Source organism: Streptomyces sp. NPDC048637, from assembly GCF_040650675.1.
Lineage (GTDB): Bacteria > Actinomycetota > Actinomycetes > Streptomycetales > Streptomycetaceae > Streptomyces.
Genome location: NZ_JBEZHQ010000008.1, coordinates 129,087 through 152,675 on the forward strand (window position 1 = coordinate 129,087; position 23,589 = coordinate 152,675).

Genomic DNA, 23,589 nt, shown 5'->3' on the forward strand with positions numbered 1-23,589 from the left:
GGGTGAGCGGTCGGGTGTCTTCCCGGCCAGCCTGCTTTCCATCCTGTTTACCGGAGAGCGGCTCGTCGCCGCCCCGCTCGGGTCCGCTCTCAGCGGTTCCCCCGCCCATCGCATCCTCCGTGCTTTGTTGCCTGCACCAGGGCCACCGCTTCCCTCTCCGGGACATGGAAAAGGGGGAGGCCATCGGCCGCCCCCTCCCCTGGGTTCCGTACATCAACAATACGGGAACTCGAATTCGATCTTGCCTCCCTCTCATGATCGATGCGATCAGAATTGTGGGCCAAGCCACACCTGAAATGGAAGATCATTTCGATGTTCCGCTTCGCGGCCCTGGGTAAGGCGGTATCTACGGTCACCATTCGGGCATAGTGGGCGGCAATTTTCTGCCGCTCGTCATTAGCGGCAGAAAATTGCCGCTCGCCTTTTATTCCGCTCGTCGGCAGGTGCAGGCAAGAGGGCATCGGCGTGTCATGTCGTAGAGATGGTCCGTCATGTGTGTGACCAGTATGGCCAGTTGGTGTTGTCGCGCCTCTCAAGCAAGCCCAATGATTTTCCTGGTCTACGCGCATCAACTCGGGCTTATGGATGCTTTGACTGGGGGCTTGGGTCTCGCTTAAATCACCGCATGGATCGGTTCGGCAATCAGTTGGTCCGGGCTTTCGCTGGGGGAGGAGTATGCGTTGCAGTCATTCGCAATGAAGCGGCCGGCCCGCAGCCCCTGTTTACGGCGGGGCGAGGTCGCGCAACTCTCTGCGCTGTGACGGAAGCCTCATTCCTGCTCTGCCCCCACCGGCAGGTCATTACGCCGTATCGGCAGAGACTGAGTCATCTATGGATCTTGGGACCACGTCCTGCATTTGTTGCAGTCGGCAAGCCGAGCGGACCACCACGGAAGAGGAGGGCGTGAGAGGTCGCCGATCCATTGCCTGCTTGAGCCTGAGGGCAGCGTGAGGAACGCCCGTCGCAAATGGCACTCCGCCCCGGCGATGGCGCGAGATCACCCACCAACACTGCGCCGGCCCCTTCTGGAGGCCGCACCGAAGCGTCCTCGCTTCATCGAGGAGTGTCATATGTCGAGTTGGCGTCGAAGTGATACAGCGCCCGCTGGGCGCTGGAGTGTTGGCAGCCCTACGCATATGTTGCTGCTCCCTCGGCGAAAGCGCCGAATGGGAGCGCACGCGAGGAGGGGAGTCAGAAGTAGCGTGAAGTGCCAAGTCCCCAACGTTCAGGGGGAAATGAAGTAGGCGCCCAGAAGCCAGAAGCTTCGGGGCGCCGACCCCGCCGCCCCGAAGGGGCTGCGGATTCATAACCGGGATGAGTCGGCTGACCTTTTCGACGAGAACGGCCGTCCCACCCCACCTACGAGTGAGGAATTCTTGCATGCCCAAGTCCCGAGGCGGAAGGGCGCCCGCTGTCCAGTCCGCCAAGGTCGTTGAACCCACTGCCGGAACCCACCAGCACCGTTTGGCTGTCCTCATCGCGGACATGGTTCCCGGAGCCCGCACCCTCCGTGTCTCGCAGCGCGAGCCCGGCCGGAGCTGGCCGAGCCCCTACGCCCGCGCCTACGACGCGCAGGGCCAGCACATAGCGCTCAACCGAGCCCAGGGCATGACGGCCGCACGCTGGGTGATCCGAGCCCACCCCGAGGTGATCTGGGACGAGGCGTACGACCTCGACCTGACCACAGGGGCCCTGCGCCCCGTCGCCGACGCATACGCCGCAACGGGCGGGGGCCGCTGACCGTGGCCAGGATCCGCACCATCAAGCCCGAAGCCTTCGCTTCCGAGTCGCTCGCCGCCGTCTCCCTCACCGCCGAGCGGACCTTCTTCGGGCTGCTCACCCAGGCTGACGACCACGGCCGCTTCCGCGACCAGCCCGCCGTCATCGCCGGACTGCTCTGGTCCCTGCGTCCTGAGCACAGCCCTGTAGACGTCGAGGACGATCTGACCCAGCTCGCCGGCGCCAACCTGATATGCCGCTACGAAGGCGATGACGGCAAGCGGTACCTGCACATCGTCACCTGGCGCCAGCACCAGAAGATCAACCGCCCGAGCGGCATTCGCCACCCGCCCTGCTCGCAGCACGACGGAGAGCGGGCCGCTCCCGGCGCACCGCAGGCTCACGGAGCCGTCACTGAGTCCTCCGCGAAGTCTCACGGAACCAACAGTGAGCCCTCAGTGAAGGCTCACGGAGTACTCACTGAGCGCTCCAGGGACCACAACACCGCAGGTCAGGACACATTCACTGAGCCCTCACTGAGCCCTCACGGAGAACTCAGTGAGCCCTCCGTGAGTCCTCACGGTCCGGATCTAGGACCTAGGAACTTGGATCTAGGAACTACTACTTCGGGGGGCGCAAGCGCCCACGCACCGGAGACCGTCTCGACCAAGCAGCTCATGGACGAGTACGCCGCCGCCTGCGCACACCGCCCACCCAGCGGCGTACTTGGCCACCTCGGGCGCGAGACCGCCAAGCTCCTCGCCGAAGGCATCGCCCCCACCCACATCCGCGCCGGACTGGCCCGCCATCGCGCCAAGGGACTGCACCCGAGCACCTTGCCGAGTCTGGTCCACGAGGCCATGAACGCTACCCCCGCTGGTTTGGTGCGGACGGAATCGCGGCCTAACCTGCCCGGTCACCGGGCCTGGGCCAATCCCGCCGACCCTGCCGCCGCCTACGCCGAGGAGCTGTGATGCGCGACCACGACGCCCAGCCTGTCGGCGGCATCGCCCGCCGCCTGGCCCACATCCTCACCTCCCGGGGCATCGACCCGGCCGCCAAGCTCACCGACGTGGCTGAGCCCATCCCCGCCCTGCAAGCGGCCGAGGCCCGCATCCCGGCCCGTTACCAGGCCGCTGTCGCCGACCACCCGGCCGTCGTCGCCTGGGTCCGCGAGGTCGCCCAGGCCGGACGCCCCGGGCCCAAGGGTGCTCCGGGTATCGCCCAGGGCCGCTCGCTGCTCATCGTCGGCACCACCGGGACGGGCAAGACCCACCAGGCGTACGGCGCGGTCCGGTCCCTGCTCCTCGCCGGCGTCCGGTTGCGGTGGAAGGCGATCACCGCCGCCGACCTGTACGCGGAGCTGCGGCCCCGCCCCGGCCACGACGGCGAGCGCGAGCTGATGGATCTCGCCCGATGCCCGCTGTTGATCATCGACGACCTCGGCGCGGCCAAGAGCAGCGAGTGGACCGAGGAGATCACGATGCGGCTGATCAACCGCCGCTACAACGAGATGCTCCCGACCCTGGTCACCACCAACCTCGGCATGGCCGACCTGCGCCAGCACATCGGGGACCGCGTCGCCTCCCGCCTGACCGAGATGACCGACAAGGTCATCCTCGACGGCCCCGACCGCAGACGAGCCCTCGCAGCCGCGCGTCGCAGCAACGTTGCAGTCGCCACGCCACCGGCAGGCACCGAACTTGCCGGGTCAGCGCCTCCCACGGCCGTATCCGCTGCTCGCCGCCACGGCCGCTAGCGACCTTTCGCGACCGCCGTCCCCGGTCGCCTCCTTCACGACCAATCCCCGGGTCGCGCCTGCCCAAACGGGCCCCGGGGGCCACGGAGACATCCCATGCACAGCAACGAGAACCAGACGCCGCGCACCCTCGGCGACCTCACCTGGCACGACCACGCCGCCTGCCGCTCCACCGCCCACCACCAAGTCGATCCGGAAATCTTCTTCCCCGAGCCGGACGAGATGGACCGCATCCGCGCCGCCAAGGACCTGTGCGAGCAGTGCCCCGTCCGCACCATCTGCCTCGACGCCGCCCTCGAAGGCGGCGATCGCGACGGTATCCGCGGCGGCATGACCGAAGAGGAGCGGGCCCCGCTGCACCGCAAGTTCCAGCACCGCCTCAACTACGCCCGCGTCAACGCTGTCCTGGCCGGTCGCGACGTTCACCTCACCCAGGCCGAGCGCGAGGCTGTCGTCCGGGCTGCCTACCAGGCCGGTACCCCGGCTGAACAGCTCGCCCGGCTGCTCAAGGTCAGCAAGGAACACGCTCAGAAGCTCTACCGGGAAACCCGCCGCCAGATCCGCAACCGCGCGGTCGACCAGCAAAAGACGGCGAGCAAGAGGAACAAGAGCAAGAAGGAGCCCAAGAGCCAGACCGCGGTGCTCAAGGAATCCAGGACGAACACCTCCCGCGACGACCTCGGGACGGCCGCGTGAAGCACATCGCGCCGCTACCAGCGCGGATCACTGGCTGGGACCGGGCCGCCATAGTCGCCCTCGGCGGCGCCGGATGCGGCCTCTCCTACGACGCCCTGCAGCAGATGGCCGTCGCCATTCACATCCGCGGGTTCCTCACCTACGTCTTCCCCCTGGTGATCGACGGCTTCATCGCCTACGGCGTGCGCGCCCTGCTGGTCCTGCGCAGCGCATCGCTCGCCGCCCGCTGCTACGTCTGGATGTTGTTCGGCACCGCGACGGCCGCGAGCATCTGGGCGAACTCCCTGCACGCAGTGCGCCTCAACCAACAGCAGCCGCAAGGCTCAGGGCTTCGACTCGGCGACGTAACCGTCGGCATCCTGTCCACCCTTGCCCCGCTCGCCTTGGCGGGAGCCGTCCACCTGTACATCCTCATCGCCCGGCGGGTCACCAAACCTGCCCTCCCCGGACAGCCGGACACCTCCAGCGTCCGAACTGACCGGGCCACCGCTGACCGCCGGGACACCCCCGTCGGCCAGGCCGAGCACCGGCCGGCCCCGGTCACCTCCGGACACTCAGCAGCGCTGTCCGCCCCGGATACCAACCGCCCGGCGGTCACCGTCGGCCATGACACCCGGGAGACGGCTGCCCGGGCCGAGTTGTCCGGACAGCAGGAGGACCTGGCCGAGCCGGAGTCTGAGCACGATGGCCGAACCGCTGACCTGGGCGGACAACCGGCCACCAGACACACCTCGGTCACCCGCCTCCACCCGGCCGCCACGCCCGCCGCAGAGCCGGAGACTCATCCGGTCACTGCTCCGGAGACCTCGGACAACGGCACCCCGGACACCGATCCGGTGACCGACAACCTCCTGCTGATTGCCCGCCAGGCAGTCACCGAGGCGGGGAAGGCCACCCGCCAGGTCGTCGCGGACGCCATCCGCGGACAGAACCTCCCGCTCGCCAACGACCGACTGACCGACCTTATGCAGCAGCTCCGCGCCGAGGTCAACGAGGGCTCGGCCACCAGGACGGGCTGACCGAACGAGCCACGCCGAGCGGTGACCCGGCCGACCTGCACCGCCGGGTCACCCGCTCCCACGCACCACACCATCGACCTCTCCACACAGCGGAGGCACCACGATGCGCACCACATCGGCTACCCACGCCGAGGCCGACGCCTGGATCACCGTCCTTCGCGACCACGGACACCTCCACCGCGCCGAACCTGGGCCCGACGGGAGCTGGACCGTCCAGCGAACGCCGGCAAGCACACCCCGAACCCTCCACCACCCGGTCCTCGCGCTCGACTACGTCGCCGAGGTCCTCCGCGACGTACGCGGCCACATCGCGGAGACGCCCCGATGACCCCCTCCGAACTGTCCGGCACCACCCCTGAACTGCAGCAATGCCACTGCCCGGCACGAGGCGGAGCAAGCTGTACATTCCGAAACTCCTCCGCAGCCACAGGCAGCGGAGGAGTTTCGGAACGGCTTGCCCCCGCCCCGGAAGGGACGGGGGAGGCCCGGCACCAGGGGGTGCCGGACACAGGGGCTGCGACCGAGGGCGGACCGCAGCCAGGAGGGGAACCGAATGTGTCCACCGTGCCACGTACGCGCCCGCGCCTGCGCCAGCGCGTGCACCGCGACCAAGTCCGCAGCGTCCGCCTGACCCGCGACGAACTCGACGCCGTGACCCACGCCGCCGAAGCGGCCGGTCTGAAGACTGCTGGCTTCATCGCCGACGCCGCAGTCGCGGTCGCCCAGGCCCAAGGCGGACCGAAACCCTGGCTGTTGGACCAGCGCGGCCGGGTGGAGGAACTCATGGCCGCCAGCGCACAGCTCGCCCGCGTCGGCAACAACCTCAACCAGATCGCCCGCATCCTCAACTCCGGCGGCCAGGTCAGCTACGTGGACCAGACGGTGGCCCGCGTTCTGCGGGCCGCTGCCCGGGTCGAGGAGGCAGCCACCGAGATAGCGAGGCGATGACGGTGGTGCCCGATGTCTCCACTGGCGGCCGGACCTACGGGCTACTCGCCTACCTCTACGGGCCCGGCCGTCGGGACGAACACACTGACCCGCACCTGGTCGCCTCCTGGATGCCGGGCCTGGCCCCCGACCCGGGACGCGACCCGACCGCCACCCTCAAGCAGCTCACCGACCGCCTCGACCTCCCCGTCCTCGCCCTGCCCAAGCACCGCCGACCGGCCCGCCACGTCTGGCACTGTCCCGTCCGCACGGCCCACGGCGACCGCCATCTGACCGACGCCGAATGGGCCGAGGTCGCCCGACGCATCGCCCACGCCACCGGCATCGCGGAAGAGGGCGACGACAGGGCATGCCGCTGGATCGCCGTACGCCATGCCGACGACCACATTCACCTCGTCGCCACCCTCGTCCGCGAAGACGGCCGCCGCCCACGCCGCCACAACGACGGCATCCGCGCCCAGGCCGAATGCCGCAAGCTCGAAGCCGAATTCGGCCTGCAGATCCTCAACGAAGGAGACCGCACCGCCGCACAGCGACCCACCAGCGCCGAACGAGCCAAAGCCGAACGCGCCGGACGCACAGCAACGGCCCGCGAGATCCTGCACGAGCGCGTCCGCCAGGCCCTTTCCGGAGCGGCGAGCGAAGAGGAGTTCTTCCGCCGCCTTGCCGCGGCCGGCCTCCGCGTCGACAAGCGCCTCGCCCCCTCCGGAGACATCCTCGGATACAAGGTTGCCCTCCCTGGCGACCGCAACCGCCACGGCGAACCCATCTGGTTCCCCGGCTCGAAACTCGCGCCAGACCTCTCCCTCCCCAAGATCCGCCAGCGCCTCCACGCAGGTCCGCCCGACGACAACCCGACGCTCAACAACCACCCCGGCGACCCCCCTCTACCTGCCCGCGCTCGACGCGAAGCCACGCACATCGCCGAACAGGCAACCGTGGCCCTCGCAGGCAACAACGAAGCGGAGTCCGCCGCACACCTGGTCGGCGTCGGCGAACTCCTCGACGGACTCGCCCAGACCTCCCCGGCCTCGACCCGCCAGGAACTCACCCAGGCCGCCCGAGCCTTCGAACGCGCCACCCGCTCCCACATCCGCGCCGAACGCGCCGACAATCGCGCCATCCGCTCCGCCGCCCGCGGCATCATCCGCGCCGGCAACGCCCTCGGCAAAGGCGAAGACGGCGGCGCCACCGCAATGCTCCTGTCCACCATGGTCCTCGTCACGATTGCCGCAGCACGCTGGCACTCCGCCCGCGGCCACGCCCAACAGGCCGCAGCAGCACAACAGGCCGCTCAACACCTCCGCAGCGCCTACCGGCAGGCTGCCGCTACCCCTATGAACGCCATGCGCGAGCAGGGGCGCAGCCTCGCGGAATCCGTACGCCAGCGCTACGCCACCGCCCTCGAAGCCGCCCTGCCCGAGCAGGCCGGCCACCTCCGGCGCGAACCGGGGTGGGACGCACTCACCGCCACCCTGGCCCAGGCCGAGCGCGCCGGACACGACCCCGAAACCCTGCTTCAGCAGGCCATCGCCTGGCGCGAACTGGACACCGCCGACAGCGTCACCGACGTCCTGGTCTGGCGACTGCGACGGATCGGCAATCTTCCTGCCACTACGGGAACTCCGCGCGCACGTACGGGCATACGTCCCACTCAACAGCAGCCCCGGACGCCGAAGCCGCAGGCGTACGAGCCCTCCGTCCGGACCGAACCCCGAGCCACTCACCCGCGCAACGCGAGGCGCTGACCAGCACAACAAACGGCTGGACACCACCGCCGTTGGCTGTTACGGCTGGTCAAAGAGAGCAAGGAGACGACGCAGATGCTCACCAACAACCTCCAGACCGCCAGAACCGTTCCGTCCGCGACGGCCTCCGGAGACGACGACCCGCTGCTGCGACTCCGGCAGGAGACGCAGCCCGCCAACGGCAACATCGGACTCCGCGCCACCACCTACCCCGAGGAAATCCGCATCACGGGGATCACCGTCATGTGCCCCAAGTGCGGCGCCCGACGCGACTGGATGGTCATCTGCGACCGCAACGAGATCAGCATCCGCTGCCGCTGCGCGCACCAATGGGTTGAACGCGAACTGACCCGAGCCGACTACATGGCGATGATCGGCGAAGGCATTGGCCAGGACTACCCGAGCTTGGCGGCCGCTGCACAGGCCGCAGGGTATGACGGCACGCTGGCCGGCGCCTACCTAGCCTGATGTCCTCGTGCAGGGGGCAGAGTTCGAATGCCTTCGACGGTTGCTCTACCTGCCCTTATCACCGTGCACAGAGGGAACGTCAGGTCGGCTCGAATCAGCCCCGGGGCCGATTGCTCCCGTCCACTTGACGCCCTAGGCTCCTGCTTCCGTGTGTTCACAGTGATCACAGCGCCGCACCGCCACGGGGGGAAGCACGTGACCTACGACCAGGATTGGGACCGCCAGCTCAATCCGTTCCGTTACAACGCTGACGGATCGCTCACAGATGCCGCCAAACGGCAGAACGTGACGATGGAGCTCAACTCCGCAGGGGGCAAGGGAAGTGGGGGTGCAGGGAGTGGAGCCCGGCAGACATCGGTCCGCACGGCCGCGCTGACCAAGGCGGCCAAGGCGCTGGAGGATCTCCGGGGCGATACCGACAAGGTGGACCAGCACGCGCTGTCGGAAACCGATGTCGCATCCAGCGCACTGGGCGGCTGGCAAAGCTCTCAGGGGCTCTCCGCACTGCACAAGAGGTGGGCGGACGAGTCCGTGCATCTGAGCACGATGCTGTCCGACGCCGTCATGAAGCTGCACAACACCACCAGTTCGTACGAGCGGACAGACCACTCCGAGAAGTCCAGGATGGACTCTCTTGACGGTGGGAGGAACTGATCATGGTTGCGTTCTCAGACCTCCTCCACGCCGACCTCGGCAAGCTCCAGGCAGCAGCGGACGAATGGAGGCTGCTGCCCAAGAAGTACCAGGGCCTGCAGGAGCTGTTCGAGGCACGTGTCACCCAGCCCCTGAAGTCTGACTGGCACGGGGAGGCAGCCGACCAGGCACAGCTGTCGCTTACGAAGATCAAGGAGCAATACCCCGCCGCGGCGCAAGAGGCGCACGCCATTGCGACCCTGCTGTTGGACGCCCACGCGGAGTTCAGCGCCGCGCAGAAGAAGCTCCGTCGGATCATCGATGAGGAAGCACCGGCCGAGAAGCTCCAAGTGCTGGACAACGGCATGGTCATCGATACCGATCCGGACACCCAGGGTTTCATGGCTGGCGGATATAGCGATGCCTTCCACCCGGAGCGCAAGGCCAAGGTCGAGGCCATTCGAAGGCGCATAGCGAAGGTGCTGCGGGATGCCACCGCAGCGGACGAAGCTGCGGACTGGGCGCTGCGTCAGGACTCCAACGGCAAGAACAACGCTTCCTTCAACAAGAACGTCTACACGTCGTTGGATTCGGCCCGGGAAGCCAAGAAGGATATGGCCGAGGCTCTGAGACTTACCAAGAAGGGTGAAGACCTCACCAACGACGAGCTGGAGCGGTTGGGGAAGATCCTTTCCAAGCGCAAGACCGACATGGTCTTCGCGGAGAGGCTCACTACCGCGATGGGCCCGAAGGGCGTGCTCGAATTCTGGCATGAGGCATCCGGACCGAACTCCGGAGAACGGGGGCCCGAACGTAACGCCGCTCTCAAGCAGTTGCAGGCCGGCCTCGGCTCCACGCTCGGCATCGCCACGCAGAGCGACAGTGCAGCGATGGACGGCTGGAAGGAGAAAATGCTGGCGCTGGGGCCCCAGACCATCGACCCGGCCGACAGCGGCGGCCCGGGCGTCAAGGGCTACCAGTTGATGAGCACCCTGATGCGCAGCGGGAAGTACGACACCGATTTCCTCAACGACTACGGCCGCGGCTTGGTGTCCTTCGAGCGCACCCACAAGACACTGACACCGCAGCTGCTGTGGGCTCCCGACTCCGTCATGCCGAGGCTCGACTATTCGGGTGAAGGAGGGGGCAGTGACCCCATGAAGGGGTTCATGGATGCTTTGGAACAGAACCCCACTGCTGCCACCCAGTTCCTTGATCCCGGCGAGAACAACGACAGCCAGAACCTCAAGTACCTAGTGGATCAACGAGAGTGGCCGACGGATCGCTTCGATGGGAAGACCGGTCACCACTCCCTCGCGCTGGCCATCGAAGCAGGCGCCACTGGGCATCGGCCCGGGCAGGAGGACCTGGTACGTGACCACACCGCGCCCCAGGCCCGCATCATGCATGACAGCATCAAGATGCTGGACGAGGGGATCAAGAACGAGAAGCTGCCGGAGGGCATGCACCGTCCTATCGCCAATGCGCTCGGAGACTATGTCGCCGATACGCACGAAATTCTCACCGGCGTGCAGGACGGATCAAAGCGTGCGGACAGCTCTGGCGTGTGGGCACATGGGGATGACAATGCCAAAGATGAGGCGCTAAGCAGAATTCGCGGACATCAGCCGGGAGATATCCGCATGGGCGTACCTGCCGGCTCTCTGATCCGTGTTATGCGTGCAGTGGCGGACGACCCAGCCGCCTACCACGTTCTGCACTCGACCGAGACTGGCCACATCGCCCAGCAACTGTCTCGCCTTCCGGCAGACGCGAGTGCGGCCGACACCGAGGACATCATGCAGAAGTCCGCCCAGGCGATGGGGGCCATCGATGAAGTGCAGGGCGATGTAATTCTCGATCACAAGGAAGATGAGGCTGCCGCGCATAAGTGGCAGACGAAGGCGGGCTATCACATCGTTGCTGGAACCGTGACCAAGATCCCGGTAATCGGCGACGTGGCCGTTCGGATTTCTGACGTGGGAGCTACTGCATGGCAGGAGCACCTCGACTCCGCGAGCAACATCGAGGGAGCTCGCAAAATCGAGGAGAATACCGAGAACGGCCGAGCGGCTCTGAATTCCATGATCGCTCAATGGTACAAGGAACGCGGAATTAGCGAAGACTCCGCCACAACTGACAGTGTCCAGATGCGCACGCAGAACACCTACCAGACCGGCCGAACATTCGGCGGAAATTCTCTGGCTCGGGGAGGGAACAACAGTTGAGCAAGGAGGATTCGACGGCCGAAAGTGGTACAAATGAAATCCAGCCACGCAAGTTTCTAACGCGGAGAAAGCAATGGCTATTCTTTGCTCTCATCGTAGCCGTGGCCGTCCCTGGATTCCTCTATCTGAGCGGCATATACGACCGCTGGCAAGACAGTCGCTCGCTCTCGCATGCCTGTAAAGGGGTAGTGGACACCGCAGAGGTTCGGGAAATTCTGGGGGCAGACCGCATACATGGCGAGCCGTACACATATTTCCGTGACTCAATTACTGCGCCCGGCCGCATTGACCGATGCCTAGTAAAAAACCCGGAGGGTGGTGGCCGCCTCATCGTCTCGCTGGACTGGAACACCAATTCCTCGGGACCATTGTTTGCGGCGGGGCGCATGGAAAGCGAGCATAACACCGGAATGGCGGTTCCGATAGGTCATGGATGGGAAGGTGTGATAGATAGGCGACGACCCGACGGGCCCGACATCGCCATTCTCGACATGCCCTGTTCAAATATGCGGAGCAACCCGAAGCAGGCAGACCTGATCGTCACTCTCCAGGCGACGTCGGGGGATGGAAAACCCATAACGGGGGACGCTCAGCGGGCGCGCCTTGCCAGAACCGCTACAAAAACAGCCGTCAATGCGGCCAAGGCATGGAACTGCAAGGTCAGCGTGGGGGGTTCCATCGACCGGGTGCCGAAAGAATCGGCGTACCGCGACGTTGCCGCCGGTCATGTAAGTGGCACCTGCAAGGGAATCGACAGTGCAGTTTGGGAAAGCGCAGCAGATCCCGATGCGCCAATCGAAGACTGCTACCAGCTAGCCACCAAAGCCAAAGGCACGGCGCAGACGCGCCTGGGCGCCTACTACGGCCCCTTCGCTGCCGCCTTCCCTCACGTAGCGCTACTCGGCAGCGATATCAAGCTGGATCAGCGTGCTGGCGGAGCGCCCCACAGCATGTACTGGGCGACAGCTCAGTGTCCCAGCAGCGGAACCGCGTTGTATACCGTTGTCAGCGTTAGCGGAGATGGCAGCGGGGTTGGTCCGGCGAGCCCAAGTGCGAGGAAGGAAGCTCTCAAACTCTTTGCGACGCAGTCCGCTAAGCGTCACGGCTGCACTGATCTCAAGTTCCCGTGATGCGGCGCCGATGCGGTGACCGCGTCCAAGGTCACCGGATCAGGACACGGGTAGTTCCCGCTGGCCTCCGATGCACATGTATGCCCCATGGGGCATAAGGGATGGTTGGTGCGCCTGTTCCTGTGTACCGCGTCAGCCAGATCAGCGGCGCTTTCAGGACAGATCTGTGGCTTCGTTACCCCCTGCAGGTAGCCAGTTGACCTGGTGTTCTGATGGGAGGTTGTATGGATCTGTTGCCGGGCCTCAGTGCCTGGCAGGGACCTGAGCGTCACACCGGGGGGAAGTTGCAGGTGGCTGAGGAATACCGAGTTGATCTGAGTGCGCTGCAGCAAGTCATCACGCGTCTCAACTCGCTTGTGGACACCATGGATGGGGTCGGGACCGCCGCGGAGTACAAGACCGAGTTGCCAGAGGGGTATCTCGGCCAGGGATTCGCCGAGGAAGCCGACCTTCGGAACGCGCACGGAACGATGAAGCGGGAAATCGCCGACATGGTGACTGAGCTGAAGAGCATGATGGCCGACGCCAGCAAGAAGACGAGGACTGCTCACGACGGCTATGACGCCCGTGAGCAAGAGGTCCGCCAGTCCATGCTCTGAGGCGGGCTGCCATCAGCTCGATCACGTGAGCCGGTACAACGGGGAGGGACGATATGGGCAGCGGGGGCGGACACAGCACCGACTTCTCAAGCCATACGCTTGAGTCGCTGAAGGCCATGGTGCGCGACGCGCAGCCGGACAAGGTCAGCGAGATTGCCGACCACTGGATGTACGTGCACGACCAGCTGGCAGGTAACGCGCCGGACGGAAGCGTGAAAGACCTGCTGGATAAGGCCGTTGCTGATGTTCGTGAGTACTGGCACGGCGCAGCTGCGGAGGCATTCGAGGCTCGGGCGAAGATGCTGAGCACGAGCCTCAAGAACGGCTCTCTGTACGCGAAGAATACGTCGCACACGCTGAAAGCCGCCGCAATCGACCTTCTCAAAACTCAAAGGTCTGTCACAGCCTTGCAGGACTCCGAGGCAGCGTCGAAGAGCGGCAACATCCTTCAAGCCATCGGATCGAAGGTCCAGGACGGGGCGGACTGGCTGAGCGACTTTGGTGCTCGCAGCGATGACACCCTGAAGCAGGATCTCGCCAACGGCAAGAGCACCAGCGATGCGCTGGAGAAGCACCGGGACACTCTGTCCCGCGGGCGGGAGATCGCGCTGCAGGCGGCCGCCCACATGGAGAAGCTCGGGGCGTCGTACAACGTCAAGGCGCAAACCATGCGGGGGCCGGGGAAGACCAACCCAGATAAGCCTGTCGCTGCGCCGGATTCGACGGTGCCGCCGCCGGATGTGGCAGCTGCCGTTTTTCCAGTCATGGCGAGTCCCCGGAAGGCCGGGCCGAGTTCGGGTGGTCGGCAGACAGTTGGCGGTTCTTCTGGTAGGCCGCCTGGGGGAGAAGTCACATCACCCCGTCCTGTGCAGCCCGGCAGGGATACGGAGAGCCCTGCCGGTTCGGGATCGCATCGTTCTATGCCAAAGGCACCGCTCCCCGGCACGGCATTGGACGGCGTGCGTGGTGGTGTGCCCACGCCCACCAATCCTCCCAGCGCAAGCTCGGGCGGCTCGGTAATCGGCAGCAGACCCGGTGAATTCGGTTCGGGACCTGGTGGCCCAGTCATGCCGCCTGGTGGTCAGCCGGCGATCGGTGGCCGTGGTCCGCTGGGCGGCCGAGCGCCACGTCCTGGCACACCACGGATTCCTGGTACGCCCCCGGCCGGTCGTGCTGGTACGGGGAAGTCCGCCGTGTCAGGGGCTCCCGGTCAACCAGGACAGGCAGGCCGTCCGCCTGTCGGTGGCGCCGGTGGTCCGGGCGCGTCTGGCAAGGGAGGAGCGCGAGGCCGACAGGGAGGGATGGCCCGGCGTCCTGGCGGTGTCGTGGGAGAGCCAAACAAGCCCGCGTTGCCAGGGCGGAGTGCGCAAGGCGGTTCCGGCCTGCATCGCAGCCGTGGTGGGGCTCTGAGCAGGGGGCCGGCTGGCTCTGCAGGAGCGCGCGGGCCGATGGCCGTGCCGCCTGGAGGCCGGGCAGCTCGCGAGGAAAAGGAGAGGCGGGGATCGTCGCGTCCTGACTACTTGGTTGAGGATGAGGACACGTGGATCTCGCAGCGCGATCTTGTGCCTGGAGTTGTGGGCATGCCGGACTCGCAGACGAACGAAGACGCCGAGGCAGCGGAACAGCGAAGCCCCGAGGCGCGGCCGGACAGTTCGGAAGGAAACAGCAGGGCGTGACGCTCAAGCGATGGATGAGATCGGCGGGTGGGACGGCGCTGCTGTGCGTGGTCAGCCTCGCACAGGCAGCGCTCCCGGCGGCCGCGGATTCCATTCGCGAGCACCAGTGGGCCTTGTCAGCATTCGATGCGAAGTCAGTTGAGAAGGTATCCACGGGTCGGGGGGTAACTGTCGCTCTCATCGATACCGGCGTTGACGGGACCCACCCTGATCTCGTAGGTAACGTGTTGCCCGGCAAAGACTTCCTCGGGGACAGTGGACGGGCCGACCGCGGAACCGACGACTTGCATGGCACCGCGATGGCCTCCGTGATCGCAGGCCATGGCCACGGGGCAGGCAACGCCGCAGGTATCAGGGGGCTGGCTCCTCAAGCGAAGATCCTACCTCTGCGCGTCAACGTAGACGGCGAACTGCAATTCCGATCGTTCAAGATAATCGCACAAGCCATCCGTTACGCGGTTGACCACGGCGCCTCAGTCATCAACCTCTCTCTAGGAGACACCCTCAAAGACCCGGACACGGAACACGCAATTCGCTATGCGCGACAGAAGGATGCGGTGGTTGTGGCCGCGGCCGGGAACGACGGGGTTAGTGAGCCGAACTATCCTGCGAGTTATCCGGGAGTGATTTCGGTTGGTGCTGTCGACTCGTCCGGCAAGATCTGGGAAAAGTCCAACTACGGGTCGAACAACTTGCTCGCAGCGCCCGGTGTCGATATTTACACCGCGGGGCTAAACCATCAGTATCAGACGGGTTCAGGAACGTCCGACGCTACGGCCTACGCCTCAGCCGCTGTTGCTCTACTCCGCTCCAAGTTCCCAGATCTCACGGCCGGCCAGGTCGCCAACCGCCTCGTAAAGACTGCAAAGTTGCCCGATTCTGTGACCGGCGCAAAGCTCCCGGACAAGCACTACGGCTACGGATTTATCCGCCCCCACAGTGCCTTGACCGAGGACATCCCGGTCGGCTCGAAGAATGGCCCGCTGCCCGACGCGTCGGCTGGCCCCCCAGCGTCAGCGGCTCCCGCTGCGCCGCCTGGCGGCTCCGATGCTTCCTCGTCCGAGGACAGGGGGGCGGCGTACGTCATCTGGGGTGTTGTCGGTGTGGTGGCGCTGGGCCTCGTGACCGTACTGGCCGTGGTCATCGTCAAGCGCCGGCGCACCGTCGTGCCGCCGCCCTCCCCATACGGCCACCAGCAGCCCGGTCCGCCCTTCCAGCAGTAACCAGACCCATTGACAACCGTCACCATCAAGCGCCCCCCGCGTGTCAGGCCCCCTGATTATCCCAAGGGTGAGCTGCAACTGAAGGCGCCGCCCACACTGCCGGAGCACAAGGGCGAATCCGTTGTCCTGACGCTGCTGCCCATGGCGGGTATGGCCAGCACGGCGGTCTATTTCTTCCTACCTGGCTCACCACCGTTCATGAAGATCATGGGCGGCATCATGCTTACCTTCGCTGCCGCCATGGGGGTGGGCCAGTTCGTCCGTGCCCGGCGCGGTTCGTCATCGGGCGTGCACGTGGCACGTCAGGAATACCTGAAGTACCTTGCCCGCACTCGCGAGGAGGCGCAGAACACCGCACGCGCCCAGCGCCTGGCCGAACTCCGGACCTTCCCCGAGTCGGCACAGCTTTGGGCGGTCATCGCTGAACGCACACGACTGTGGGAACGTCGGCCCGCGGACGACGACTTTGCCCAGGTACGTGTCGGGCTGGGGCCACAGACTCTGGCGACGCGCCTTGTGGTGCCGCAGGCTGGGCCTGCGGAAGAGTGGGAGCCGCTGTCCGCGCATGCACTGCGTCGCTTCGTTGCAGCGTACGAGTACCTTGACGAGCTGCCCCTGGCGTTGTCCCTGCGGGCGTTTCCACGGCTAACGATCAGGGGTGACACCGACACCGTCCAGGGGACGATTCGGTCGCTGGTCTGCCAGCTGGCGGCGTTGCACTCACCGGACGATGTGCGCATCGCGGTCGTCACGGCTCCGGGGACGGGCGCGGAATTGGAGTGGATCAAGTGGCTGCCGCATGCCCGTACCACCGAGCGGGAATCCGCTGGCAGCCGACGTGCACAACGACTGCTGATCTATTCCTCGCTCAACGACCTCGAAGAGGACTTTGCTGCGGATTTCTCCACGCGCCCCGCCTGGGCGTCGGATGCCCAGCCGCTGCTCGACCGACCCCATGTGTTGATCCTTCTGGATCCGGGCCCCACGACGACGTTTCCGTGGCCATTTGGCCGGGACAGTTTTCTGGGCGTGACCGTCCTCGAACTCGAAACGACCGTCGGCGGTCAGCGACAGCGCCGTACATCTGGGGGTGGGGTCCGTCGAGTGGATCGCCGACCGGGTATGGCTGTCGAGCCGAATACCCTGACCCTCGTCTCCAATTCCGGCTCCACGTACACGGGTACTCCGGACACCCTCAGCGCAGTCGAAGCCACGGCACTCGCTCGCGCCCTCTCCCCGCTGCGGACCAGCCACGACGAGGACGAAGACCCTCTGCTGGGCAACCTCGGCTTCACCGAGCTCATGGGCATCGAGGACCCCACGACCCTCGACCCGTCGTCACGGCATCGAACTGTGCAGGACCGGCTGCGCGTACCGCTCGGAGTGGACGGCGACGGAAATCCCGTTGTCCTCGACCTCAAGGAAGCCTCCCAAGGAGGGATGGGGCCGCATGGCCTGTGCGTCGGCGCCACCGGCTCCGGTAAGTCCGAGCTGCTCCGCACCCTCGTCCTCGGCCTCGCCACCACCCACAGCTCCGAGACCCTGAACTTCATCCTGGCCGACTTCAAGGGCGGCGCGACGTTCGCCGGCCTGGCCGACCTACCGCACGTCGCTGCGTTCATCACCAATCTCGCCGAGGACCTCACCCTCGTCGACCGCATGCAGGACGCCCTGACCGGTGAACTGCTGCGCCGTCAGGAACTGCTGCGCTCCAGCGGCAACTTCGCGAATATCGGCGCCTACGAGAGAGCCCGAGCAGCAGGGGCACCGCTGCAGCCGCTGCCCACGCTGCTGATCGTCCTGGACGAGTTCAGCGAACTGCTTGCAGCCAGGCCCGAGTTCATCGACGTGTTCCTGCAGATCGGACGCATCGGCCGCTCGCTCGGCGTACATCTCCTGCTGGCCTCACAGCGGGTGGATGAAGGCCGGCTGCGTGGCTTGGACACCTACCTGTCCTACCGACTGGTGATGCGCACTTTCTCGGCCGAAGAGTCCCGCATCGCCCTCGGCGTCACCGACGCATACCGTTTGCCCAACGTCCCTGGAGTGGGCCTTCTGAGTCATGGAACGGAAGCCCTGACCCAGTTCAAGGCCGCCTACGTCTCTGGCCTCTACCGTCCCCGGCGCACCACCGCCTCCGGCGGTCGGGAAGACCTCTTCCCGATGCTGTTCACTGCCGAGTCCATCATCGAGGGCGCCGATCGATGCCTGACTAGTGATGATGAGGCACCGCCAGAGGGAGGCGGCACAGGCCCTTCCGTACTGGACATTCTGGTGGAGCGGCTTCGGGACCAAGGACCGGCGGCAGAGCAGGTCTGGCTGCCCCCGCTCGAAGAGTCCCCTTCCCTCGGTGATCTACTTCCCCCGCTGATGGTCACGTCCGAACGGGGCCTGCAGCCTGTCGAGTGGCGGGAGATGTCCCTGGTCATCCCGCTGGGCATCGCCGACGTGCCGTTCGAGCAGCGCCGCGAAACCCTTCGCTGCGACTTTTCCGGTTCACAGGGCCACACCGTGGTGGTCGGTGGCCCACGGTCGGGGAAGTCCACGCTGCTGCGTACCCTCGTCATGGCGTTCGCCCTGACGCATACGCCCCGCGAGGTGCAGTTCTATTGCCTGGACTTCGGCGGCGGCAGCCTGTCCTCTCTGGCCGGCCTCCCGCACGTGGGGGGCGTCTGTTCCCGGCTGGATGCGGCCAAGGTGCGACGGACCGTCGCGGAGATGCGGGAGATCCTCGACGAGAGGGAGGAGTTCTTCCGGGCCCATCACATCGACTCCATCCGGACCTACCGCGGACGACGGGCCGTGGGGCACTACTCCGATCACCTCTTCGGCGATGTCTTCCTGGTAATCGACGGCTGGGGCACCTTCAAGCGGGAGCACGAACCGCTGATCCCGGACGTCGAAGCCATGGCCGTTCGAGGTCTTGCCTATGGCATTCACGTCATCCTCACGGCCGGTCGGTACAACGAGATCCGCCCTGCTCTGAAGGACCAACTCGGTACCCGGCTCGAACTTCGGATGGCCGACCCTCTGGATTCCGAACACGACCGCAGACGCGCCCGCAACGTGCCCACCTCCCGCCCCGGACACGGTCTCGCCCAAGGCGGCCTGCACTACGTCGCCGCACTGCCGCGAGCCATTTGCCCGCATGCCATGCACGACCCTACGGATGACGCCAAAAGCTCCGCCGAGCTGATCGCGGCCATCGCATCCCACTGGCACGGGCCGGTGTGCCCACCCGTACGCATGCTCCCCGATCGCCTGCACGTGGACGCCCTCCCCAAGGCGAGCGAAACACCTGATCTTGGCTTCGCTGTGGGCTTCGACGAATCGACGCTCACGCCGGTCTACCTCAACTTCGACACCGATCCGCTCCTGGTGGTCTACGGCGAAAGCGAGTCCGGGAAGTCCTCGCTGCTGCGCCTGCTCGCCCGGCGGCTGGCTGAACGGCACCAGCCCCATGAAGCTCTGGCGGTCGTCGGAGATTACCGACGGGGGCTGCACGGACAGCTCCCGGAGGACCACGTGCTGCACTACGCTCCCGCCTCGGCATCGCTCGAAGACGGCCTGAAGCGCCTCGTCCCGATCCTCCAAGCCCGGATGCCGACGGAGGAGGTCACCGTCGAGCAGATGCGCGCCCGCAACTGGTGGAACGGCCCCGAGATCTTCATCGTCATCGACGACTACGACCTCGTCGCACTCCCCTCCGGCAATCCCCTCGAAGCACTGGTCGAATTGTTTCCCTATGCCCGGGACATCGGCCTCCGCGTCATCGTCGCCCGCAGTACCGCCGGCGCAGCCCGCGCCGCGTTCGACCCGGTGACCCGACGCCTCAAAGAGCTCGGAGCCGCAGGTGTCATTCTGTCGGGCAACCCCGATGAAGGACCGCTGGTAGGCACTACGAGGGCTGAGCCCATGCCACCCGGGCGGGCTCAATGGGTCTCTCCTCGGCAGCGATCTCGCGTCATCCAAATCGGCTGGTCTGCCCCCAAGTGAGTCAGTGGGGGCAGACCAGCACTCGACGGTCTGGCCGAGTGATGTGGGCTCAGTTGTCCGCCAATTGGTTCGCGAGATGCAATGCATCGGTTGCGACGGACAGTGCGGCGTGGAGACCGGTGACCTCGAACAGCGTGGGATGGACTATGGGGGTCCAGTCACCGCGGAGGCTCGGCCACGTGGCGAGCGTGACTTCCGCCGTGGCCAGACCGAGGCGAGCGGTGACATCCATGCCTCCTCGGGCACTGGGAACCCAGTGCAGCACGATGGAGCCGGGGCGGAGCCGGCTGGGATTTGCGATGGGCGCCCAGACAGCGCGGATCGGTTCTGTGGGGATGGGCGGTATCGAGCGGATGAGGGCACCGCGTACGGAGTCGGGCATGGGGCGACGGATGAGATCACTGAGGATCAGGCATGGGGCCGGGAGGCTGATAGACGCCGGTCGGCGCGAGCAGGATCGGCAGGTCACACATCCGCCCAGTTCAGCTGGTTGCGGACCGCGGGCGGCAGCACGTCTTGCTGGCCGTTCTCGGCGATGTAGACGGCGCCGTCTGGTCCGGTTATCTCGATGACCTGGCCGATGCGGTAGGCGTGGGGCCAATCGGGGTTGATGGCGAAGTACACGGGGAGGTCGGGGTCGACGGTCTGAAGCTGGCGGATCAACTGGCGGACGGTGATCTCGTACGGCACGGCAGCCTCCTTGGAGAAGCGGCGATGAGGAGAGGTGGGTCTGAGGATGCGCTCCGGGTCAGTCCTCGGCGTCGAGCTGCAGCAGCTCGTACAGGACTTCGGGTCCCTTCGGGGCTGTTGTGGGTTTCGGCTGGAGCTGGTCGGCGCGGTGCCGTTTACCCTGGTCGGCGGTGTAGGACTTGGTGGACGAGGGGCTGCTGGTCCACTTCTTGCAGTTGCACGTCGCGATGAAGCGCTCCCGTCCGGTACATCCCTCAGTGAGCGGTGTACCGCCCGTGGTGCGCCGATGGGCGGAGGGGCAGATGGTCCGGTCCGCGTGGTACGCGGTCACGGTGATGGAGTGACGGAGCATGGGGCCTCCTGTGCAGTGGGGGAGGGCGTCCGGCTTTCGCCGGTTGCGTGGTCAGATACAGGCGCAGTGGCGGCTGGGGGCGGCGATAAGGGCAGCGAGAAACCCGACGACGGCCTGTGCGGGAACGTCGCCGAAGGTCTGGTGCCAGGCGGTTGTACCGTCCGTCCCCTTGACGGTGATGTGCCACAGCTCGCCGCGTGCCGCTGCGGGGTTCTCGGGGAGGAATCCCACGTACACGCGGTGGTCGGGGCTGGAGCAGTGGACGTTGCAGTCCAGGTCGGAGACGACGTCCCACCCCTGGTTCTTGAGGAGGTCGGTTACGGGGCTTGCACAGTGACAGTCGAGCAGCCATTCACGCTCGCCGGGGGCGGCGAACGGAAGCGCGGCGGGAGCGTGGAACGGGTCGGTGGCAGTGAGCGTCACGAGCGCTAATCCCTTCGTTGACCTGCGGTTTTTTGCGGCGTCCGTACGTTGACATGGTCTGGGAGGGGGTCTCCAGTCCTGTCCGGCGGTGTGCGTCTGCCGTGGGCGAACTGACAAGGGGACCGGCCGCTGATGTCCGTGCAAGGGGGAATGAATCGGTCGCCCCAGGGGCTGCTGCTTCAGGGGCGACCGATCGATGTAGGAGGTTGGGTTGGAGGTGCGAAGAGATCCGTACGTACCAGGAGGCGGTCGACGATGCGGAAGCCGCGTCCCTGGGCCGGGCCCGCATGGCTGACGGCAGACGGGTCGAGCTGAGCGTGGAGGAGCTGGCGCGGCTGGTCGGCGCCGACGCCACGGGCGGGCGGGGCAGGGGCCGGCATGGTGTGGCCGATGCTGTCTAACGACGGGCCGAGCGCGCCTCGTTGCGTGGTCCGGCACTCGCCGCGTGGGCGTTCTGAGTATCGGTGGATGGCGCGGGTGCCGGCGTGGACGAACGTGCGCGCGCTGCCTCGGCGCGCACGGCCGCAGAGCGGTCCAGGGACCGTGTGAGTCCTTGGGCAAGGTGCCCTTCGGGGTAGGCGTCGATGATGGAGCGGATGGCGTGGAGGCGGGCGTGGTTCGCAGCGTGGGCGGTCAGCAGCTCGGACGATGAGGAGCTGAGCTGCTGGAGGTCGTGGTGGAGCGGGACGTGACGCCTGTGGGTGAGGCTGTGTAGCCGTTCCCGATGCACGGCGACGTCGCTGTCGTCAATGACGAGCGCCGTGCGTATCCGTAGCGCCGCTACGAGTGCCGGGTCGTGGGTGCTGCCTTCGCGCAGGTAGTCGTACAGCTCGTCTACGGGGGGTGTCCCCAGGCGGCGGCGATCATGCTGTCGGCAGCGGTGAGGTCGGATGCGTCGGACACACGTGGCTCCCAGTTTTGGGGGTGGCGTGGGGTGGTTGATCAGCGAGAGCGGTGTCGGGTTTCTGTGGACGGGCGGGGTGTGGTGGTGCGGCCAGCGGCGTTGACGGCCGAAGCCTGACCGGTCCCGGCGTTCCGGTTGGGAGAGCGCGAACAGGTAGCGATGAAGTGCGAGTTCGGGATGGTCTCGTCGCGGCCGGTGAAGCGTTCCGCGGCTCGTTCGATGAGGGCCTGCTGCACTTCGAGTGGCTGAGCGTCAAGGGTGGCGATCATGCGCGGTATGCCGGGGGAGAACGTCGACGACGTGCGAAGCCCGGCGGCGTCGACGACGAGTCGCAGGGCATCGGACTCGATCAATGGAGCCCAGGACGAGTCGAGTTCGGCAGGTCGCAGACGACTCCACCCCCGCCGACGAGAGCGTCGGAGAAGCGCAGCTCCATGTCGTCCATGGCAGAGGGGAGCGAGTCGAGCAGCGTTTGTACGGCAGCTCGTAGCCGGTGTCCGAGGTCGTCGTCCAGCGCCCACGGTCCCGAGCTGGGCGTGGGGTGCGAGGAGTGGTCCGAGGCTGGATGAGGCATGGGCGAGTCCTTCGTGGAGGTGGCATCGGAGGTCATCGGCGGCGGGTGGAGCGCGTGGGTAGGGTGGCGTTGGGGTCTCCGATGGCTGCTGGAATCGCCGGAGAGTGGTGGGAGTGCGGTGTTTGGCGGAGCGGGCGCGTGCTGCCGCCGCGCGACGGGCATCGAGCGGGCTCGGTACTGGGGGCGGGATCGGGCTGATCCGGGCGGCGCTGCGATGGTGGGCCGGGAGCTGGGCCTCGTACCGGGCCACCGGTGTGGGGTCTGCGAGGGCGGTCGTTGCGGCGGCGACCAGGTGAGCAGGGGTGTGCGTAGTGAACGTTGCATGCCAGTGCGAGTCGTGTCCCTCCCGCCCGCCACTGGCGCTCCAGCGGTACTGGTAGCCGGACAGCTCGGCCCGATGATCCAGAGGCCCTCGGACGTGGCTGATTTCCGCAAGGCCATCGGGTGCGACGGAGACGCTGAGGTGCGGCCCTTTGTCGGTGCGCCAGCCGGCATTGACGAGAGGCTCGAAGCCTTGGTCCCTGCCGGTGCTGCCATACCTGCCGGGGCCGTCGTAGAGGTAGGCGTCGGGGCCGTGTGCGTAGTCGCGGGCCAGGGCGGTGGTGAAGGCTGTCACGAGTTGCGTGGGTGTGCTGTTGTCGAAGGTGGCGAGCCAGCGGGGCGAGCCGAACGGGTCGGAGTGCGCGGCGATCTTCCACAAGGTGGAGTCCTCGCCTTCCGGGAGATAACCGAGTCGAAGGTGCTGCTCGGGCGACGAGACGTAGATGTTCGCCAGTTCGTCGCGGTGGGGTGGAACCCCTGGTC

At 66.4% G+C, this 23,589-nt stretch carries 22 protein-coding genes and 1 pseudogene; 16 read left to right on the forward strand and 7 right to left on the reverse strand.

Annotation, left to right across the window (positions count from 1 at the left end; all coding sequences use genetic code 11):
* The first annotated feature begins 1,380 nt into the window (after window positions 1–1,380).
* The 15 genes from AB0C46_RS13780 (at window position 1,381) to eccCa (ending at window position 19,842) form a co-directional block, all read left to right on the forward strand.
* Window positions 1,381–1,740 carry a hypothetical protein gene (locus tag AB0C46_RS13780; RefSeq protein WP_362828012.1) on the forward strand — a complete coding sequence of 120 codons (360 nt, stop codon included), beginning with the start codon at window positions 1,381–1,383 and terminating at the stop codon, window positions 1,738–1,740.
* A gap of 2 nt (window positions 1,741–1,742) precedes the next feature.
* Window positions 1,743–2,693 carry a hypothetical protein gene (locus AB0C46_RS13785; RefSeq protein WP_362828013.1) on the forward strand — a complete coding sequence of 317 codons (951 nt, stop codon included), beginning with the start codon at window positions 1,743–1,745 and terminating at the stop codon, window positions 2,691–2,693.
* On the forward strand, window positions 2,693–3,478 hold the full coding sequence (locus tag AB0C46_RS13790; protein ID WP_362828014.1) for an ATP-binding protein: 786 nt from the start codon (window positions 2,693–2,695) through the stop codon (window positions 3,476–3,478). The genes AB0C46_RS13785 and AB0C46_RS13790 overlap by 1 nt, the downstream gene beginning before the upstream one ends.
* A 96-nt stretch (window positions 3,479–3,574) precedes the next feature.
* The gene (locus AB0C46_RS13795; RefSeq protein ID WP_362828015.1) at window positions 3,575–4,174 is read left to right on the forward strand and encodes a WhiB family transcriptional regulator; all 600 of its coding nucleotides are present in this window, start codon (window positions 3,575–3,577) and stop codon (window positions 4,172–4,174) included.
* Window positions 4,171–5,193, forward strand: a complete 1,023-nt coding sequence (locus AB0C46_RS13800) for a DUF2637 domain-containing protein (RefSeq protein WP_362828016.1) — start codon at window positions 4,171–4,173, stop codon at window positions 5,191–5,193. Before AB0C46_RS13795 ends, AB0C46_RS13800 begins: the two co-directional genes overlap by 4 nt.
* A 103-nt stretch (window positions 5,194–5,296) precedes the next feature.
* On the forward strand, window positions 5,297–5,521 hold the full coding sequence (locus AB0C46_RS13805) for a hypothetical protein (RefSeq protein ID WP_362828017.1): 225 nt from the start codon (window positions 5,297–5,299) through the stop codon (window positions 5,519–5,521).
* A 227-nt stretch (window positions 5,522–5,748) separates the two neighbouring features.
* A complete protein-coding gene (gene mobC / locus AB0C46_RS13810; RefSeq protein WP_362828018.1) occupies window positions 5,749–6,141 on the forward strand; it encodes a plasmid mobilization relaxosome protein MobC in 393 nt (130 codons plus the stop codon).
* Window positions 6,138–7,889 carry a relaxase/mobilization nuclease domain-containing protein gene (locus AB0C46_RS13815; protein ID WP_362828019.1) on the forward strand — a complete coding sequence of 584 codons (1,752 nt, stop codon included), beginning with the start codon at window positions 6,138–6,140 and terminating at the stop codon, window positions 7,887–7,889. The genes mobC and AB0C46_RS13815 overlap by 4 nt, the downstream gene beginning before the upstream one ends.
* A gap of 75 nt (window positions 7,890–7,964) precedes the next feature.
* A complete protein-coding gene (locus AB0C46_RS13820) occupies window positions 7,965–8,357 on the forward strand; it encodes a hypothetical protein (protein WP_362828020.1) in 393 nt (130 codons plus the stop codon).
* 195 nt (window positions 8,358–8,552) lie between these two features.
* Entirely contained in the window at window positions 8,553–9,011 is a 459-nt protein-coding gene (locus AB0C46_RS13825; RefSeq protein WP_362828021.1) for a hypothetical protein, read from the forward strand.
* Window positions 9,012–9,013: 2 nt separating this feature from the next.
* Window positions 9,014–11,218: a DUF6571 family protein gene (locus AB0C46_RS13830; protein ID WP_362828022.1), complete on the forward strand. Its 2,205-nt coding sequence runs from the start codon at window positions 9,014–9,016 to the stop codon at window positions 11,216–11,218.
* Window positions 11,215–12,348, forward strand: a complete 1,134-nt coding sequence (locus tag AB0C46_RS13835; protein WP_362828023.1) for a hypothetical protein — start codon at window positions 11,215–11,217, stop codon at window positions 12,346–12,348. Before AB0C46_RS13830 ends, AB0C46_RS13835 begins: the two co-directional genes overlap by 4 nt.
* A gap of 224 nt (window positions 12,349–12,572) precedes the next feature.
* Window positions 12,573–12,947, forward strand: coding sequence for a hypothetical protein (locus tag AB0C46_RS13840; RefSeq protein ID WP_235445533.1), 375 nt, complete (start codon window positions 12,573–12,575; stop codon window positions 12,945–12,947).
* A gap of 1,672 nt (window positions 12,948–14,619) precedes the next feature.
* Window positions 14,620–15,846: a type VII secretion-associated serine protease mycosin gene (gene mycP, locus AB0C46_RS13845; protein WP_362828024.1), complete on the forward strand. Its 1,227-nt coding sequence runs from the start codon at window positions 14,620–14,622 to the stop codon at window positions 15,844–15,846.
* Window positions 15,847–15,855: 9 nt separating this feature from the next.
* The gene (eccCa, locus tag AB0C46_RS13850) at window positions 15,856–19,842 is read left to right on the forward strand and encodes a type VII secretion protein EccCa (protein ID WP_362828025.1); all 3,987 of its coding nucleotides are present in this window, start codon (window positions 15,856–15,858) and stop codon (window positions 19,840–19,842) included.
* Between the two features lie 49 nt (window positions 19,843–19,891).
* Here eccCa and AB0C46_RS13855 read toward each other — a convergent pair whose 3' ends face one another.
* The 4 genes from AB0C46_RS13855 to AB0C46_RS13870 all read right to left on the reverse strand — a co-directional run bounded on the left by AB0C46_RS13855 (window position 19,892) and on the right by AB0C46_RS13870 (window position 21,307).
* Window positions 19,892–20,074, reverse strand: a complete 183-nt coding sequence (locus AB0C46_RS13855) for a hypothetical protein (protein ID WP_362828026.1) — start codon at window positions 20,072–20,074, stop codon at window positions 19,892–19,894.
* 233 nt (window positions 20,075–20,307) lie between these two features.
* Complete coding sequence (locus tag AB0C46_RS13860) at window positions 20,308–20,532, reverse strand: hypothetical protein (RefSeq protein ID WP_235445539.1); 225 nt, start codon at window positions 20,530–20,532, stop codon at window positions 20,308–20,310.
* Window positions 20,533–20,590: 58 nt separating this feature from the next.
* A complete protein-coding gene (locus AB0C46_RS13865; RefSeq protein WP_362828027.1) occupies window positions 20,591–20,884 on the reverse strand; it encodes a hypothetical protein in 294 nt (97 codons plus the stop codon).
* A 51-nt stretch (window positions 20,885–20,935) separates the two neighbouring features.
* Window positions 20,936–21,307, reverse strand: coding sequence for a DUF317 domain-containing protein (locus tag AB0C46_RS13870; RefSeq protein WP_362828028.1), 372 nt, complete (start codon window positions 21,305–21,307; stop codon window positions 20,936–20,938).
* A gap of 206 nt (window positions 21,308–21,513) precedes the next feature.
* On the opposite strand from AB0C46_RS13870, the gene AB0C46_RS13875 reads away from it, so the two are divergent.
* Window positions 21,514–21,708 (forward strand): hypothetical protein, encoded by a 195-nt coding sequence (locus AB0C46_RS13875; protein WP_362828029.1) that lies wholly within the window; start codon window positions 21,514–21,516, stop codon window positions 21,706–21,708.
* A gap of 541 nt (window positions 21,709–22,249) precedes the next feature.
* Here the strand turns inward: AB0C46_RS13875 and AB0C46_RS13880 are convergent.
* The 3 genes and pseudogenes from AB0C46_RS13880 to AB0C46_RS13890 all read right to left on the reverse strand — a co-directional run.
* On the reverse strand, window positions 22,250–22,564 hold the full coding sequence (locus tag AB0C46_RS13880; protein ID WP_362828030.1) for a hypothetical protein: 315 nt from the start codon (window positions 22,562–22,564) through the stop codon (window positions 22,250–22,252).
* Window positions 22,561–22,785: a hypothetical protein gene (locus tag AB0C46_RS13885; protein WP_362828031.1), complete on the reverse strand. Its 225-nt coding sequence runs from the start codon at window positions 22,783–22,785 to the stop codon at window positions 22,561–22,563. Before AB0C46_RS13885 ends, AB0C46_RS13880 begins: the two co-directional genes overlap by 4 nt.
* A 259-nt stretch (window positions 22,786–23,044) precedes the next feature.
* A pseudogene (locus AB0C46_RS13890) lies at window positions 23,045–23,560 on the reverse strand (DUF317 domain-containing protein); the annotation flags it as partial.
* Between the last annotated feature and the right edge of the window lie 29 nt (window positions 23,561–23,589).

What these genes read in the sequence shown, in the direction of transcription:
- AB0C46_RS13780 (WP_362828012.1), top strand. Translation starts at nt 1,381, where the DNA reads ATGCCCAAGTCCCGAGGCGGAAGGGCGCCCGCTGTCCAGTCCGCCAAG.
- AB0C46_RS13790 (WP_362828014.1), top strand. Translation starts at nt 2,693, where the DNA reads ATGCGCGACCACGACGCCCAGCCTGTCGGCGGCATCGCCCGCCGCCTG.
- AB0C46_RS13795 (WP_362828015.1), top strand. Translation starts at nt 3,575, where the DNA reads ATGCACAGCAACGAGAACCAGACGCCGCGCACCCTCGGCGACCTCACC.
- AB0C46_RS13805 (WP_362828017.1), top strand. Translation starts at nt 5,297, where the DNA reads ATGCGCACCACATCGGCTACCCACGCCGAGGCCGACGCCTGGATCACC.
- AB0C46_RS13815 (WP_362828019.1), top strand. Translation starts at nt 6,138, where the DNA reads ATGACGGTGGTGCCCGATGTCTCCACTGGCGGCCGGACCTACGGGCTA.
- AB0C46_RS13820 (WP_362828020.1), top strand. Translation starts at nt 7,965, where the DNA reads ATGCTCACCAACAACCTCCAGACCGCCAGAACCGTTCCGTCCGCGACG.
- AB0C46_RS13830 (WP_362828022.1), top strand. Translation starts at nt 9,014, where the DNA reads ATGGTTGCGTTCTCAGACCTCCTCCACGCCGACCTCGGCAAGCTCCAG.
- AB0C46_RS13840 (WP_235445533.1), top strand. Translation starts at nt 12,573, where the DNA reads ATGGATCTGTTGCCGGGCCTCAGTGCCTGGCAGGGACCTGAGCGTCAC.
- AB0C46_RS13855 (WP_362828026.1), bottom strand. Translation starts at nt 20,074, where the DNA reads ATGGATGTCACCGCTCGCCTCGGTCTGGCCACGGCGGAAGTCACGCTC.
- AB0C46_RS13865 (WP_362828027.1), bottom strand. Translation starts at nt 20,884, where the DNA reads ATGCTCCGTCACTCCATCACCGTGACCGCGTACCACGCGGACCGGACC.
- AB0C46_RS13885 (WP_362828031.1), bottom strand. Translation starts at nt 22,785, where the DNA reads ATGCCTCATCCAGCCTCGGACCACTCCTCGCACCCCACGCCCAGCTCG.